Annotated in this window: 13 protein-coding genes; 4 read left to right on the plus strand and 9 right to left on the minus strand. The window is 72.3% G+C overall.

Annotated elements, in window-relative coordinates; genetic code table 11:
* Positions 1-28: 28 nt before the first annotated feature.
* The 5 genes from OG285_RS26230 to OG285_RS26250 form a co-directional block, all read right to left on the minus strand.
* On the minus strand, positions 29-1,039 hold the full coding sequence (locus OG285_RS26230; protein WP_356825342.1) for an LLM class F420-dependent oxidoreductase: 1,011 nt from the start codon (positions 1,037-1,039) through the stop codon (positions 29-31).
* Positions 1,040-1,173: 134 nt separating this feature from the next.
* The gene (locus OG285_RS26235) at positions 1,174-2,043 is read right to left on the minus strand and encodes a DUF5336 domain-containing protein (RefSeq protein ID WP_371792407.1); all 870 of its coding nucleotides are present in this window, start codon (positions 2,041-2,043) and stop codon (positions 1,174-1,176) included.
* A 111-nt stretch (positions 2,044-2,154) separates the two neighbouring features.
* Complete coding sequence (locus OG285_RS26240) at positions 2,155-3,087, minus strand: N-acetylmuramoyl-L-alanine amidase (protein ID WP_371792408.1); 933 nt, start codon at positions 3,085-3,087, stop codon at positions 2,155-2,157.
* Between the two features lie 64 nt (positions 3,088-3,151).
* Complete coding sequence (locus tag OG285_RS26245; protein WP_371792409.1) at positions 3,152-3,793, minus strand: class I SAM-dependent methyltransferase; 642 nt, start codon at positions 3,791-3,793, stop codon at positions 3,152-3,154.
* A 169-nt stretch (positions 3,794-3,962) separates the two neighbouring features.
* The gene (locus OG285_RS26250; protein WP_371792410.1) at positions 3,963-5,789 is read right to left on the minus strand and encodes an MFS transporter; all 1,827 of its coding nucleotides are present in this window, start codon (positions 5,787-5,789) and stop codon (positions 3,963-3,965) included.
* A gap of 192 nt (positions 5,790-5,981) precedes the next feature.
* Here OG285_RS26250 and OG285_RS26255 point away from each other — a divergent pair, with 192 nt between their 5' ends.
* The 4 genes from OG285_RS26255 (at position 5,982) to OG285_RS26270 (ending at position 12,227) form a co-directional block, all read left to right on the plus strand.
* The gene (locus tag OG285_RS26255; RefSeq protein ID WP_371792411.1) at positions 5,982-8,123 is read left to right on the plus strand and encodes an acyl-CoA dehydrogenase; all 2,142 of its coding nucleotides are present in this window, start codon (positions 5,982-5,984) and stop codon (positions 8,121-8,123) included.
* A 171-nt stretch (positions 8,124-8,294) separates the two neighbouring features.
* Positions 8,295-9,257: a hypothetical protein gene (locus tag OG285_RS26260; RefSeq protein WP_371792412.1), complete on the plus strand. Its 963-nt coding sequence runs from the start codon at positions 8,295-8,297 to the stop codon at positions 9,255-9,257.
* 167 nt (positions 9,258-9,424) lie between these two features.
* Positions 9,425-10,615, plus strand: a complete 1,191-nt coding sequence (locus OG285_RS26265; protein ID WP_371792413.1) for a lipid-transfer protein — start codon at positions 9,425-9,427, stop codon at positions 10,613-10,615.
* A gap of 148 nt (positions 10,616-10,763) precedes the next feature.
* Entirely contained in the window at positions 10,764-12,227 is a 1,464-nt protein-coding gene (locus OG285_RS26270; RefSeq protein ID WP_371792414.1) for an MFS transporter, read from the plus strand.
* A 63-nt stretch (positions 12,228-12,290) separates the two neighbouring features.
* Here OG285_RS26270 and OG285_RS26275 read toward each other — a convergent pair whose 3' ends face one another.
* The 4 genes from OG285_RS26275 to OG285_RS26290 form a co-directional block, all read right to left on the minus strand.
* A complete protein-coding gene (locus OG285_RS26275) occupies positions 12,291-12,920 on the minus strand; it encodes a response regulator (protein WP_371793623.1) in 630 nt (209 codons plus the stop codon).
* A gap of 18 nt (positions 12,921-12,938) precedes the next feature.
* On the minus strand, positions 12,939-14,150 hold the full coding sequence (locus OG285_RS26280) for a cytochrome P450 (RefSeq protein ID WP_356825324.1): 1,212 nt from the start codon (positions 14,148-14,150) through the stop codon (positions 12,939-12,941).
* A 142-nt stretch (positions 14,151-14,292) separates the two neighbouring features.
* The gene (locus OG285_RS26285; RefSeq protein WP_356825322.1) at positions 14,293-15,399 is read right to left on the minus strand and encodes an NAD(P)-dependent alcohol dehydrogenase; all 1,107 of its coding nucleotides are present in this window, start codon (positions 15,397-15,399) and stop codon (positions 14,293-14,295) included.
* The gene (locus OG285_RS26290) at positions 15,396-16,004 is read right to left on the minus strand and encodes a hypothetical protein (protein ID WP_371792415.1); all 609 of its coding nucleotides are present in this window, start codon (positions 16,002-16,004) and stop codon (positions 15,396-15,398) included. Before OG285_RS26290 ends, OG285_RS26285 begins: the two co-directional genes overlap by 4 nt.
* Between the last annotated feature and the right edge of the window lie 30 nt (positions 16,005-16,034).

The following is a 16,034-nucleotide window of genomic DNA, read 5'->3' on the forward strand; positions in this document are numbered from 1 at the left end:
AACGGGGTGGGGCGGTTGCCGGTGCGGCTCAGGCGTTCAGCTCTGCCAGCACCCGCAGCGTCGTGGTGTCCGGTGCCGTCACCAGCAGGTCCGTCACCGGTCCCTTGCGCCACAACTCCAGCCGCTCCGCGATCCGTTCGCGCGGACCCACCAGGGAGATCTCGTCGGCGAAGGCGTCCGGCACCGCCAGCACCGCTTCCTCCCTGCGGCCCGCGAGGAACAGCTCCTGGATCCGGTGGGCCTCGGCCTCGAACCCCATCCGCGCCATCAGGTCCGCGTGGAAGTTGCGCGCCGCGTGGCCCATGCCGCCGATGTAGAAGCCGAGCATCGCCTTCACCGGGAGCAGGCCGTCGGCCACGTTGTCGCAGACGTGCGCACGGGCCATCGGGGCGATCATGAAGTCCTCGGGGAGACCGGTGAGCGACGCCTCGTAGACGTCGGAGCGGGTCGGCGACCAGTACAGGGGGAGCCACCCGTCCGCGATGCGGGTGGTCTGAGCGATGTTCTTCGGCCCCTCCGCCCCCAGCAGGACGGGCAGTGCGGCGCGCAGCGGATGCGTGATCGGCTTGAGCGGCTTGCCGATTCCGGTGCCGTCCGCGCCCCGGTACGGGTGTGTGTGGAAGCGGCCGTCCAGCTCGACCGGGGCCTCCCGCCGGAGGACCTGGCGGATGACGTCGACGTACTCCCGGGTCGCGGTGAGCGGACTGCTGGGGAACGGGCGCCCGTACCAGCCCTCCACCACCTGGGGGCCCGAGAGCCCGAGGCCCAGCATCATCCGGCCGCCCGAGAGGTGGTCCAGGGTGAGTGCGTGCATCGCGGTGGCGGTGGGGGTGCGGGCCGCCATCTGCACGATCGCCGTCCCCAGCCGGATCCGGGAGGTGTGCGCCGCGATCCAGGTCAGCGGGGTGAAGGCGTCGGAACCCCAGGCCTCGGAGGTCCAGACGGACGCGTAGCCGAGGCGCTCGGCCTCCTGGGCCAGTTCGAGATGGCCGGGGGTCGGGCCACGGCCCCAGTAACCGAGGGCGAGTCCTAGCCGCATCGTGAAGCCTCCCGGTCGCACGGTAACTGACGGGTCGCCAGGCGACTCTAGGCGCAACGGCCCCCGCCCGGAAGGGGCGGGGGCCGTTGCGGGGCCGGGCCGGAAGCGCCGCGGCCCGGACCGGGCGGAAGGCTTCAGCCGCGCTGGATGCCCGTGGTGTCCTGGAGCACACCGCGCCGGCCGTCCTGCGTCTGCGCGATCAGACCCGGGCCGCGCTGCTCGACCGCGAGGTACCAGGTACCCGGGGCCAGTTCGGCGATGGGGGCCGGCGAGCCGTCCTCCCCGTACAGCGGACGGGCCACCGGAACCGCGAACCAGAACGGCGCGAACTCCCCGGCGGGGGCGTCGGCCGAGGGCTGCGGCTGGGACTGCTGGGTGGCCGCCGGCTGCTGGGTGTCCTGCGGCTGACCGGGGTGCCCGGCCTGGCCTCCGAACGCGGCGGGCTGCGGCTGGCCGGGCTGCGCACCGTACGGGTGCTGGGCCTGTGCGCCCGGGTATCCGTAGCCCTGGCCCGGCGCTCCGGCTGCCTGCGCGCCGTACGGGGACGGCGTCATGGCGGCCGGCTTCGGGGCGCTCATCAGCGGGGCCTTGAGCGCGGGGAGGAGCGGGGCGGCGACCGCCGCGGCCGCGAGCACCAGCGCTGCGATGAACCCGAGGATCAGACCGGCCCCCCGGCTCGACGCGTCGACCAGGGTCCAGAAACCGGTCCACGCGGCGAAGATCGTGAACGCGACACCGAACTGGGCCATGTCGAGACCGGCGATCTTGCGCGGCTGCGGCAGGGCGCGGGCCACGGTGATCAGGGCGGCCCCGATGACGCCGGCCAGGTAGACGCCCATCAGCGTGCCCAGTGAGTCCCATGCGGTGGGGTTGTCCACGTTGGCGCAGACGGAACCGCTGCACTGGTTGCCGAAAGAGGTGAGATCGAGGAACGAGGCGATGAACAGCACCACCGCTGCTCCGATCACCACGCCGTCGCCTCGTGTGAGGGAGCGGATGTTCACGTAAGAATCCTTAGTAGGTCGGCTCGTCGGGGCGGCGTGGAGCTCGGGGGCGGCTCCCCATCGTAGGGGTGAATCTATCGTCTGCCCCGGTGGGTCGTGTGCCGGGTCCGGTCACTCCGCGTGGAGAAAGCTGCTGATGCCGTTCGCGATCCCCTGTGCCGCCTTCTGGCGCCAGCTTTCACTCGTGAGCAGAGCGGCATCTTTGGGATCACGCATATTGCCGCATTCGATGAACACTTTGGGCACGGTCGAGAGATTGAGGCCGCCGAGATCGCTTCGGGTGTCCAACCCCGTACCACCGCCGATGTAGTTGGAAGGCGCGGTCCCGGTGCTCCGGAGAAACTTTCCGGCGATCCGGGTCCCGAGCTCGCGCGACGGGGCCACGATGTCCCGGGTGTTGGCCGTACCCGCTTTCACCGGGGCAGGAAGGATCACGTGGAACCCGCGGTGGCCGACCGATGAGCCGTCGGCGTGGACGGATACGGCGGCGTCGGCTTTCGCCTTATTGCCGAAGGCGGCGCGTTCGGTGACACAGGGACCGAAACTGTGGTCGTCGTTCTGGGTCAGCCTGACCTTCGCCCCCTGCTTTTCGAGCAGGGAACGCAGCCGGTGCGAGACATCGAGAGTGAACCGGGCCTCGGCATAACCGTCATTGGTCGAAGTGCCGGTGGTATCGCACTCTGTTGTGCCATTACCGATATTCACCCGGTGGTTGATTTCGGTCGGGTGACGGTAATTGTTCGGGTTGTGCCCCGGGTCGATCACGACGACTTTCCCGGCGAGTGGCCTGTGGCCGGCGGGTTCACCGTTGCCGGGCTTGTCGTCGCCGGCCGCCGCGTGCGACGGCTCCGCCGCTGCGGCGCTCCGGCCGGGTGCCGGGGTCTTCGCCGCCGCGCTGTTGTGGTCCGGACCGCCCACGGCATGCCAGACCAGCCAGCCCGCCAGACAGGCGGGCACCAGGGCGGCGACCGTGATCACCGCCGGTGATCTCCGGAGGCGGCGGGAGAGGGAGGGGCGGGTGTCGTCATCGTCGTCGTACAGCACGGCGCGAGCTTAGACCGACCGGCGAACGGAGGGCGGCGTCGCGGGCCCGGATGGTCCGGGATGCTCAGATTCCGGTGCCGGTACGCCGCAGGACGCGGAGCGAGCCGGTCACGGAGATCTCGGTGAAGGCGCCGGACGCGAGGGCCCTGAGGTAGACGCGGTACGGGGCCTGGCCGCCGTCGGCCGGGTCCGGGAAGACGTCGTGGACGAGCAGCAGTCCGCCGTCCGCGAGATGCGGGGCCCAGCCCTCGTAGTCGCCGTTCGCGTGCTCGTCGGTGTGGCCGCCGTCGATGAACACCAGGCCGAGCGGCCCGCCCCAGGCCCTCGCGACCTGCGGGGACCGGCCGACCATCGCGATCACATGGTCTTCGAGCCCGGCCCTGTGCAGGGTGCGGCGGAAGGTGGGGAGCGTGTCCATCAGACCGACCTCGGGGTCCACGACGGAGGGGTCGTGGTACTCCCAGCCGGGCTGCTGCTCCTCGCTGCCGCGGTGGTGGTCGACGGTGATCGCGGGAACCCCGGCCGCGCGTGCGGCGTCGGCGATGAGGAGGGTGGAGCGGCCGCAGTAGGTGCCGACCTCCAGGAGCGGGAGGCCGAGCCCGGCGGCCAGCACGGCCGCGTCGTACAGCGCGAGCCCTTCGTCCGCGGGCATGAATCCCTTGGCGGCCTCGAACGCGGCCAGGGTCGCTGGCGTGGGGGCGGCCATGGGGATCCTCCTGCTGCGGGGCTGGGCTGGGCTGGGCTGGATTGGATTGGGCTGGGCTGGGCTGTGGTGTGGGCCCGTTGTTCGTATCCGGCCGGGGAGCGGCCGGGCCGGCTCATGCTAGTGCGGCGGTACGGGGGCCGGCGCGGGACCCCCGTCCCACCCGTTGCGCCTACCGGGCCGCGCGCTCGGGCACGGTCGCTCCCAGCCTCAGGTCCACCGCCACCAGTTCGTCCACGCTCGTGTAGGCGACATGGGTGGCGAGCGGCGGGCGGCCGGGTGCCGTGACGGCCAGGATGTACGCACCGGCCGTCCGCGCGGCGAGCGCGAAGGCGCCCGCACCGTCCGCGACCACGATCCCCGACTGCCGGCCGCGCTGGTCGATCAGCGTGACCGTGGCGCGCGGCACCGGGGTGCCGTCGGCGTCGAGCACGCGGCCCCGGAACCCGCGGAATTCGGAGAAGCTCCGGTCCTGGGCGTCGTGGAGGGCCGCGTCCTGGAGGATCTCGGTGGCCTCGGCGACGGCCGCCGCGCTGCCCTCACTCGTGGCGACGGGCCGCGCCGGGGCCGCCGTGCGCTTGCGCGAGGGCAGGAACGCCGCGAACACCAGGCCGATGACCACCGCGCCCGTGGCGATCATGAACGAGGTACGGAAGCCGCTCATGCTCGGCACGGACACCGGACCGGCCGCGACCGAGGAGTGCGCGAGCACCATGCCGATCACCGCACTCGACACCGAGGTACCGATGGAACGCATCAGGGTGTTCAGGCCGTTGGCCGCGCCCGTCTCGGACGGGTCGACCGCGCCGATGATCAGCGCGGGGAGTGACGAGTAGGCGAGACCGATGCCCGCACCGACGACGACCGAGATGATGATGGTCTGCCAGGGCGCACTCATCAGGGCGAGCCCCGCCCCGTAACCGATCGCGATGATCAGCATGCCGATCATCAGCGAGACCTTGGGCCCGTACTTCGCGGCGATCCTGGCGTAGACCGGTGCGGTGAGCATCATCGTGAGGCCGAGCGGTGCCACGCACAGTCCGGCGACCACCATCGACTGGCCGAGGCCGTACCCGGTCGCCTTCGGCAGCTGGAGCAGCTGCGGCAGGACCAGGGAGATCGCGTAGAAGGCGACACCGACCATGATCGACGACAGGTTGGTGAGCAGCACCTCGCGGCGGGCCGTGGTGCGCAGGTCCACCAGCGGGGCCGCGATCCGCAGCTCCATCACGCCCCACAGCAGCAGGATGGCGAGTGCGCCGGCGAAGAGTCCGAGCGTGGTGCCGGAGGTCCAGCCCCAGTCGGAGCCCTTGGTGATCGGCAGCAGCAGGCAGACCAGACCGGCCGAGAGGCCGAGCGCACCGAGGGTGTCGAAGCTGCCCCGGGCGCGGGTCGAGGACTCCGGTACGAAGACGAGGGTGAGCACCATCGAGATGACGCCGAGACCGGCGGCGCCGAAGAACAGGGCGTGCCAGTCGGCGTGCTGGGCCACCAGGGCCGCGGCCGGCAGGGCGAGTCCGCCGCCGACGCCGATGGAGGAGCTCATCAGTGCCATGGCCGAGCCGAGCTTCTCGCGGGGCAGCTCGTCGCGCATGATGCCGATGCCGAGCGGGATGGCGCCCATGGCGAAGCCCTGGAGCGCGCGGCCGACGATCATGATCAGCAGGTTGTCGGTGAACCCGCAGATCAGCGAGCCGATCACCATGACGGAAAGGCTGACGAGCAGCATCCGCCGCTTGCCGTAGAGATCGCCGAGCCGTCCCATGATCGGCGTGGCTATCGCGCCCGCGAGCAGCGTGGCGGTCATGACCCAGGTGGCGTTCGACGGGGCGGTGCTCAGCAGCGTCGGCAGGTCCTTGATGACCGGGACGAGCAGCGTCTGCATGACGGCCACGACGATGCCCGCGAAGGCGAGTACGGGGACGATGCCGCCCCTGCCACGGGGGGCGCGCGGTTCTTCGGCGAGTGTCTCGGGCAGCAAGGCAGCGGCCTGTGTCATGCGTGAAGCCTCCGGAGGCGTAAGACAGCCCGGCAGGAGGCCGGGCGTCCAAGTCGTTGCATGGTGAAAGCTTCCGGAGGGGGCCGTGTATTCCGGTAAACGCCATATAAGTGCCGCGTGATCTGTATCACCTGGCCCCACCTCGGTATCTGACCTTCCGTCAGAATGTAACGTGTTCTAGTCTCGCTGCGCATGGGCATCGGAATCACGCAGGAGCAGAGGGAGTTGGCCGACGCCGTGCGGGGGCTGCTGGCGCGGGAGACGCCGCCCGCGAAGGCCCGCGAGCTGCTCGACGCGCCACCCGGCGGGGACGGCGACGGCGGCCGTGGTGCGCCACCGGCCCACTGGGCCGCACTCGCCGCGCAGGGCCTGCTGGGCGCACATCTCCCCGAGGAGTGCGGGGGAGGGGGCGGCGGTCTGCTGGAGCAGGCCGTCATTCTGGAGGAGGCCGCCCGTGCCGCGCTCCCCGGCCCGTATCTCCCGACCGTGCTCGCCTCCGCCGTACTGCACCGGGCGGGCCGCCCCGACCTCGCGGCGCCGCTCGCGGACGGGCGCCGGACCGGCGCGGTGGCCCTCGGCGAAGCGGACGATCCCGTACTCGGCGGCGCGGAGGCCGATCTGGTGGTGCTGCGGCACGAGGGGCGCTGGGCCGCCGTGGACGCCACGGAACTGGAGGTGCGCGCCCAGCAGAGCGTGGACCCGACCCGGCCGACCGCCGGGGTGCGGCTGCGGGCGGATGTCCCCGCCGACCGGCTGCTGACGCTCGACGCCGCGCTCGTCACCGATCTGGCAGCCGTCCTGTTCGCCGCCGACGCCTGCGGCACGGCGGCCTGGGCGCTGCACACCGCCACCGGACACGCCAAGGTGCGCGAGCAGTTCGGGCGGCCCATCGGGCAGTTCCAGGCCGTCAAGCACCTCTGCGCCGACATGCTCCTGCGGGTCGAGCAGGCCAGGGCGCTGACCTGGGACGCGGCCCGCGCGGCAGAGGAGGACACCGGTCCCGCAGGGGTGAGCGCCGGGGTGCGCGGGCTCGTCGCCTCACTCGCTGCGGCGACCGCGCTGGACGCCGCGTACAGCTGCGCCAAGGACTGCATCCAGATCCTCGGCGGCACCGGCTTCACCTGGGAACACGACGCACACCTCCACCTGCGCCGCGCCGTGGTGGCCCGGCAGCTGCTCGGCCCCGGGGACACCCACCGGGCGCGGGCCGTGCGGCTCGCCGCCGCGGGCGCGCGCCGGGAACTACGCCTGGAGCTGCCCGCCGAGGCCGCGCCGTACCGGGAACGGGCCCGCGAGGCGATCGGCCCCGCGCGCGGGCTGGACCCCGCCGGGGCCCGCCGCGTCCTCGCCCCCACCGGTTACGCGGCGCCCCACCTGGCGGAGCCGTACGGCCTCGGCGCGGGACCCGTGCAACAGCTCGCCGTCCAGCAGGAGTTGGCGGCCGCCGGGGTGAAGGTCAGCGATCTGGGGATCGCCACCTGGGTGGTGCCCTCGCTGCTCGCGTACGGGACGGACGAGCAGCGCGCCCGCCATCTGGCCCCGACCCTCCGCGGCGACGTCCTCTGGTGCCAGCTCTTCTCGGAGCCCGGGGCCGGGTCCGACCTCGCCTCGCTGCGCACCCGCGCGGACCGCGTGGACGGCGGCTGGCTGGTCAACGGCCAGAAGCTCTGGACCTCGGCCGCGCAGTGGGCCGACTACGGGATCCTGCTCGCCCGCACGAACCAGGAAGCGCCCCGGCACAAGGGGCTCACCTACTTCCTGGTGGACATGAAGGCGGCCTCCGGAATCGACATCAGGCCGCTCAGGGAGATCACCGGCGACTCGCTCTTCAACGAGGTGTATTTCGACGATGTACTGCTGCCCGACGACGCGGTCCTCGGTGCGGTCGACGACGGCTGGCGGGTGGCCCGCAACACCCTCGGCAACGAACGCGTCCACATGGCCGACCAGTTGACCTTCCCCACCGGTCTCGAAGCGCTGATCGCCCGGTCGGACGGGCTGGACGGCGCCCAGCGCGCCCGGATCGGGGCGCTCGCCGCCGAGGCGCACGCCCTCGCCTGCATCGGGCTGCGCACCACTCTCCAGCAGGTCTCCGGCCTCGAACCGGGGGCGGGTGCGTCCGTGCGGAAGCTGGTGCAGACCCCGCACCAGCAGAAGGTCGCCGAGCTTGCCCTCGAACTGCTCGGTCCGGCCGGCGCGGTCCGCGAGGGGGCGGGGGAGCAGGCCGTCCACGGCTTCCTGATGTCGCGCTGCCTGACCATCGCGGGCGGCACCACTCAGGTGCAGCTCAATGTCGTCGCCGAGCGTCTGCTCGGCCTGCCGCGCGATCCGTGAGCCCCGGCCGGACCGCTTCTGCCCCGAACTGGTCGTGGAGGGACAGGAGATCAGCCCCGGCCGGTACGCGGAGGATCCGCACCGTGCGCCCTCCCACCGGCCCGGCCGGCCTCACTGTTGCCGGACGGCCCATCATGGGCGTCCCTGAGTGAGAGAGGGATGACACCGACCATGACCGATACGACCGATACGACCGATGAACAGGGACACGGGAGTGCGCCTGCCGTCCCCGAAAGCGCGGTGTGGCTGAAAGGGCAGCTGCTGGAGATCGCTGCCGCGCTGCATCCGGACCGCCGCCCGGCGGTGGTCCGTGAGTGGACCGACCCGGTACGGCTGCGCGACCCCGCGCCGGTCGGCCACCGCTTCTTCTTCCTCCTGTGCGTCGGCGGGGACGACGGCCCCTCGTCGCCCGGTTTCGGCGACGCCCTGAACGCCTTCGCCGCAGCCGGCTGGACCGTGCGCCGACAGTCGCCGGGCCACCCCGGGGAGAGCTGGGCAACCGCCCGGCAAGAGGATTTCGAAGTCAGGATCTACGAGGGCGACGGCCGGGGAATCGTGACGTTCACCGGCTGGACGCCGGTCGTGTACACCGAACGGCATCTGCCCCAGCCGCCCTTCACGCTCAGCACGGCCGGTGGGGTGTTGTGCGACGACTGCCACGGCTGGGGGGTGTGCCTGGACTGTGAGGGCAGGGCCTACAGCGGGGGCAGCGGCGGCTACGGGCGATGCTTGTGTGCCGCGAACAACGCGGGGCCGGGCAGGTGTGTGGAATGCGGCGGCTCGGGTCTGCTCACCGCCGATGAGGCGTCGTGGAGGCGGAGGCAGTACGGGCTGCCCGATGCCGGCCGCGGTGACGCAGTCCGGCAGACGCCTGCTGAGGGCGGTCACGACTCCAGCACCAGTGCGTTCATCGATGTCAGCAAACGGTCCTGCGGATGTGGGGAGTTCCGCTGCTTCTGGCGCAACATCCTGTCCGTGGACGGCGAACACCTCCTGTCCCGGTTCGTCGGCACCTGCCAGGGGTGCGCCGCGGAGCGCTCCTACACGTTCGCGCTTCCCTCCCGAGGGCTTGCCGCGCCTGCGGTTCCGCCGTCACCTCCACTTCCGCCTTCACCGGGTCCGGGCAGCCCTTAGGTTCCGTCCTTGTCCGGCCTGCGCCCATCGCGCCAGGCCCTCGCCGCAGCCCACTCACCGGCCGCGCGGCCTTCCGCTGACCGACTTCCGCTGCCACTATCTACGTATCTGACGATGCGTCAGATGCAAGAGGACAGGGCAGCGGGCCCGGGAGGCGGGACAGGACCATGAAGGCGTACATCGTCGGCGTCGGGATGACCAAGTTCGAGAAGCCGGAGAGCCGCGACTGGCAGTACTGGGACATGGCGAAGGAGGCAGGCACCCAGGCGCTCGCAGACGCCGGGGTCGCCTATGAGCAGGTGCAGCAGCTGCCCGTCGGCTACTGCTTCCAGGCGTCCACGGCCGGACAGCGCGCCGCGTACGAACTGGGGCTCACCGGGATACCCGTCTACAACGTCAACAACAACTGCGCCACCGGATCGACGGCGCTGATGATGGCCCGGCAGTTCGTCGAAGGCGGCATCGCGGACTGTGTGCTCGCGCTCGGCTTCGAGAAGATGCAGCGCGGCGCCCTCGGCGGTGGCGCGGACAGCGGGGACTTCAAGACGTCCCCGGTGGCCAGGCACTACGGGATCATGGCCGCCGGGCACGGCTTCGAGATGTCGCCGCCCACCGCGCAGATCTTCGGCAACGCGGCCCGCGAGCACATGGAGCGGTACGGGACGACCGCCGCCCAGCTGGCCGCGGTCGGCGCCAAGAACCACCGGCACTCGGCGGACAACCCGCGCGCCCAGTTCCAGGACGTCTACACGGTGGACGAGATCCTGGCGGCGAAGACCATCCACCGGCCGCTCACCAAGCTCCAGTGCTCGCCGACCTCGGACGGCTCCGCGGCGGCGGTCGTCGTGTCGGAGCGGTTCGTCACCCAGCACGGTCTGCACGACAAGGCGGTGGAGATCGCAGGACAGGCGATGACGACGGACACCGAGGAGAGCTTCGCCTCCGGTTCGTGCATCGACGCGGTGGGCCGGCCCATGTCACGCGAAGCGGCACGGCTCGCGTACGAACGGTCCGGGCTCGGCATCGAGGACGTGGACGTCGTCGAGCTGCACGACTGCTTCTCGGTCAATGAGCTGCTGACGTACGAGGCGCTGGGCATGTGCCCCGAGGGGGAGTCCGGGAAGCTCGTGGAGAGCGGGGCGACGACACACGGCGGCCGGTGGGTGGTGAACCCGTCGGGCGGCCTGATCTCCAAGGGCCACCCGCTGGGTGCGACGGGCCTGGCCCAGGCGGCTGAACTGGTCTGGCAGCTGCGCGGGGAGGCCGGGGGCCGGCAGGTCCCCGGGGCCCGGACCGGCCTCGCGCACAACATCGGGCTGGGCGGGGCCGCGGTGGTGACGGTGCTGCGGCGGGAGTGAGGCCGGGGCCCCTCCGGTCCGGAACGGCCGGGAAGCGGCCGGGAAACGGCCGGGAAAGGGCCGAGGACGGGCTGAGGACCTGCGGACCACGGCCACTGCGCCGATATGCGGATGTCCCGCGCGGCGCACGGATGTCACGATGGCACTCATGCTGCGCATATCCCGGAACGCCCGCACCACCGCACCACCGACCGCGCCGACCCGTACCTGGCTGGTGGTGCTCGCGGCGTGCGCGGGCCAGTTCCTCGTGGTCCTCGATGTCTCCGTCGTCAATGTCGCCCTGCCCTCGATGCGCACCAGCCTCGGTCTCAGCGGCACCGGGCTCCAGTGGGTGGTGAACGCGTACGCCATCGCCTTCGCCGGGTTCATGCTGCTGGGCGGGCGGGCCGGGGACCTCTTCGGCCGCAAGCGGATGTTCCTCGTCGGGCTGGGGCTCTTCACGCTCGCCTCGCTCGCCGGGGGGCTCGCCCAGGAGGGGTGGCAGCTGCTCGCCGCCCGTGCCGTGCAGGGGCTCGGCGCTGCCGTGCTGGCTCCCTCGACGCTCACCATCCTCACCTCCGCCGTCCCTGAAGGCGCCGCCCGCGCGCGGGCCATCGCCACCTGGACGGCCGTCGGCGCGGGCGGCGGCGCCGCGGGCGGTCTGGTCGGCGGGGTGCTGACCGACGCGCTGTCCTGGCGCTGGGTGCTGCTGATCAACGTGCCGGTCGGCGCGCTCGTCCTGGTGGGCGCGGCCCGCTGGATCTCCGAGAGCCGGGCCGGCGGCGCGCGGCGGCTCGACCTGCCCGGCGCGGTGCTGGTCACCGCCGGTACGGCCACCCTCGCGTACGGCATCGTGCAGACCGAGGCCGAGGGGTGGACCGCCGCGGCGACCCTGGTGCCGCTGCTCGCCGGGCTGGTGCTCATCGGGCTGTTCCTGGCCGTCGAGGCGCGTACCCCGCTGCCCCTGATGCCGCTGAAGCTGTTCAGGACGCGCTCGGTCGCCGCCGCCAACGCCGCGATGTTCGTCTGCGGCGCGGGCAGCTTCGGCATGTGGTTCTTCATGACGCTGTACGCCCAGAACGTGCTGGGCTACACACCGTTCATCGCCGGACTCGCCCTCGTTCCCAGCTCGCTGAGCGTCGTCGCCGGATCCAAGGTCGCGCCGCGGCTGATGTCGCGCTTCGGCGCCAAGAACGTGGCGGTCACCGGCATCCTGATCAGCGTGGCCGGATTCGGCTGGCAGTCGACGATGACCGCGCACGGTGCGTACGTCACCTCGATCATGCTGCCCGGCATGCTGATGATGGCCGGTGCCGGTCTCGCCATGACACCGCTCGCCTCCCTCGCCACGTCGGGCGCGGCGCCGGGTGACGCGGGTCTGGTCTCCGGCCTGGTCAACACCTCACGCACGCTGGGCGGTTCGCTGGGCCTCGCGGTCCTCTCCACCGTCGCCGCCGCCCGTACCCGGGGCGGCACCGGGACCGAGGCGCTGACCGAGGGCTACGCCCTGGCTTTCCGGTGCGGCGGGTTCGTCCTGCTCGCCGGTGCGGTGCTGATGCTGGTGTGGATGCCCCGGGCCCGTAACAGGGTCATCGGCCGCGCGGTCGCCTCGTCGGAGCTCCCGGGCGACTGACCGCGTGCGGTCCGGCGACCGGCCGTGCGCCGCCCGCGCGTTCCGTTCCCCCTGGTCCTCCCGCTACAGCCAGCCCTGCTGGCGGGCCGACCGTACGGCCTCCATGCGGTTGCGGGTGCCGGTCTTGCCGATCGCCGAGGAGAGGTAGTTGCGGACCGTCGACTCCGAGAGGTGCAGCTTCCCCGCGATGTCCGAGACGGTCGCCCCGTCCACCGAGGCGTTCAGCACATCGCACTCGCGCGCGGTCAGCGGGCTCGGTCCCGCGCTCAGCGCGGCCGCGGCCAGGGCGGGGTCGATGACCGTCTCACCGGCCAGCACCCGGCGGATCGCGGCGGCCAGCTCCTCCACCGGACCGTCCTTGACCAGGAAGCCCGCGGCGCCCGCCTCCATCGCGCGGCGCAGATAACCGGGCCTGCCGAACGTGGTGAGGATCAGCACCCGGCACCCCGGGGCCTGCTTGCGCAGATCGGCCGCCGCGTCGAGCCCGCTGCGGCCGGGGAGTTCGATGTCGAGCAGTGCCACGTCCGGGTTCGCCTCCAGGACCGCCGGGACGATCGCGTCACCGGTGGCCACCTGGGCGACCACCTCGATGTCCTCCTCCAGACCGAGGAGCAGGGCGAGCGCGCCCCGCATCATGCCCTGGTCCTCGGCGAGGAGGACTCGTACACAGCGGGCCGGGTGGTCGTGCGGCATCTCGTTCACGGAGACAGGTTATGGCGCGGGGGCGTCGTCCTCGAAGACCCCCGAGACGACCAGGAGGCTGCTGGGGACACTGACGATCAGGGATGCGGCGGGCGGCCCGGCGGGACGCGCCGCGCGCAGCCCGGGATGCCGGGTGAACAACGCGCGCACGGCCGTCCGCAACTGGAGCTTGGCCAGCGGAGCCCCCAGGCAGTAATGAGGCCCGCGTCCGAACGCGAGGTGGGGGTCCCGGGCGCCGGAGACCCGGAAGTGCCTTGCGTCGCCGCGCAGGCGCGGGTCCCGGTTGGCGGCGGTGTAGCACAGCAGCAGCGCGTCGCCCGCCCGGATGGTCCGGCCGCCCAGCTCGGTGTCCTGCCGGGGGAAGGCGAACGGCAGGGCGAAGACCCCGGGGTCGAAGCGCAGGGCCTCCTCCACCACGTCGTCCCAGCTGGTCTCCCCGTCGAGTACGCGGCGCAGTTCGGCGGGGTGGTCGAGCAGCGCGCCCACCGCGTTGGTGAGGGCGGCCGCCGTGGTGTCGAAGCCCGCCGCGAGGAAGAGCCAGAGGGTGTCGCGGGCCTCCTGGGCGGACAGCCCCTCGCTCGTCGCGGCCTCCCGCAGGTCGGCGACGAGGCAGTCGGAGGAGGCCGGGTGGTCGAGCAGACCGTCGAGGAACGCCCGGATGTCCCGGGTCAGTACGGCGGAGTCCTCGGGGGACATCGACGCCCTGGCAAGTGCCCGGCGCACCAGGGCGGTCACGACAGGCTGGTCGTCGTCGGGGATGCCCAGCAGGGAACTCAGGGTGCCGAGGGCGAGCGGGGTGGCGAACCCGGCCCGGATGTCGACGGGTTCCCGCCCGGGGTCGAAGCCGTCCAGGAGGTGCGCCACCTTCTCCTCGACGGCGGGCCGCAGGGCTTCGACACGCCGGGGAGTGAAGGCGCGGGAGGCCACCTTGCGCAGCCGGGTGTGATCGGCTCCGTCGGAGGTGAGCATCCACTGCCTGCTCAGGTGGTCGATCATGGGCCAGTCCGGCGGGACCTCACCCTGGGCGAGGGCCCGCCAGTGGGCGGGGGAACGGGCGAACAGGGGCCGGGTGAGGACGGTTTCCAGCTCGCGGTGGCCGACGACGGCCCAGCACTCGACACCGCCCGGCCAGACGGCGGGGACCACGGTGCCGAGGGCGCGCAGGGCAGCGGACCGGGCCTGTCCTCCGGCGTGCGGGTCCAGCAGATGACGGGTCGGCACGGGAACCTCCTCGGTGATGGGCGGACGGGGACGCGGTGTGCGGTGGCCGGGTCACAAGGGGCGATCACGAGGGGGTGATCGCGAGAGGGTGATCACAAGGGGTGGTCACAAGGGGGTGGTCACAAGGGCGGTCACGACGTCATCACGAGGGCAGGAGTACCGCTTTGACGACGTCGCCACGGGCAGTGTCCCGCTCGGCGCGCGCGATGTCATGCAGCGGGTAGGTACGGATCAGCCGGTCGAACGGGAAACGGCCCTGCCGCCAGAGGCCGATGAGGCGGGGGATGAACAGCCGGGGGACGGCGTCGCCCTCGATGATCCCCTTGAGGGTGCGTCCTGCCGCGAGGAGCATGGGGTCCACGGTCAGATCGCCGTGCTGCACTCCCACGAGACCACAGGTGCCGTACGCGTGAAGGGAGTTGACCAGTGTGGTGATGAGCGACGGCGCGCCGGTGGTGTCCAGCGCGTAGTCCGCCGCCCCGCCGACGATGCGGTCGAGTTCCCGCCCGAGGTCCGGGTCCGCACCGTCCAGGACATGGGTCGCGCCGAGGTCCGCGGCCAGCCGGCGGCGCGCCGGGTGCAGTTCCACGGCCACGACGGTGGTCGCCCCGACGGCGTGTGCCGCCATGATCGCGGCAAGCCCGACGGCCCCTGCTCCGGCCACCACGATCCGTGAACCGGGCCGCACCGCGAGGGAGTTGAGGACGGCCCCGGCTCCGGTCTGGAAGCCGCAGCCCAGGGGACCGAGGATCTCCAGGGGGATGTCCGCCGACACCTCCGACGGTACGGGGACGACGGCGCGCGCGGGGACCACGACATGACCGGCGAACGACGACTGGCCGAACCACCAGGCGGAGACGGTGCGGCCGTCCCCGGTGCGGGCCGTCCCGGAGCCGTCCGGGCGGCGGCCGGTCAGGTTCCGGGGGAAGAACGTGGCGCAGTTGGCGGGGCGGGCGGCCAGGCAGGCCCGGCAGCCCCCGCAGGAGTCGAAGGAGAGGACCACCGGGTCGCCGGGGGACACCGAAGTGACGTGTACGCCGGTCTCCTCGACGACCCCCGACCCCTCGTGCCCCGCGATGACCGGCAGGGCGATGCCCATGTGCGTGGCGCGGGGCAGCAGGTCGGTGTGGCAGAAGCCGGTGCCCGCGATCCGTACGAGTACCTCGTCGGGCCCCGGCCCCTCCAGGTGTACGTCGGTGAGCCGGAACGGCTGGTCGTGCGCCTCCAGGACCGCCGCGGTGACTCTCACAGGCGGGCCTTCGTGCCGTCCCAGAAGGTGTCCGACCACACGTCGCCGTAGAGCCAGTTGCCCGGGGCGTCCGGGTCGGGGCTGGTGTAGAAGTCGCGATGGCAGTCGAGGACGCGGGTGAGGGGCAGCCCCGCACCGTTCTCGCGGAGCCCGTACGTCTCCGCGGCCCGGCGGATGTTCGGCCCGGGCGTGCCCATGCCCCGCTGGAAGGCGGTGAACTCCGGCAGCCGGATCAGGTCGTCGTCGTCGCGGTCGACGGCCCGCCAGATGGCCTCGCCCACCGGCCGGATGTGCCGGTCGTAGTCGCGGGCCCCGTTCACCAGCGCCTTCGCCATCGCCTCGCGCCACTCGGGCGGGGTCACTCCGTGGTCGGGGGCCCATCCGGTGACGGCGGCCATGTGGTCGCAGAAACCCTGGACGGCGTGGAACACCGCTCCCGCCTTGCGGCTTCCCAGGGGTTCGCCGACGTAGGTGAGGATGCGGGTGAAGAGTGTGGCGACGTCGGCCAGTTCGATCCGGCCGTCGGCGTCGTGGTCGGCGTGGGCGAAGCAGACGTCGACCTTGCGTTCGACCAGCCGGGTGCCGATGTCGTGCGGCGTGGGCATCTGTGCGTTCCTTTCCGCGGGGTACGGAGG

Origin of the sequence: Streptomyces sp. NBC_01471 (genome assembly GCF_041438865.1) — a bacterium.
In the GTDB taxonomy this organism is placed as follows: domain Bacteria; phylum Actinomycetota; class Actinomycetes; order Streptomycetales; family Streptomycetaceae; genus Streptomyces.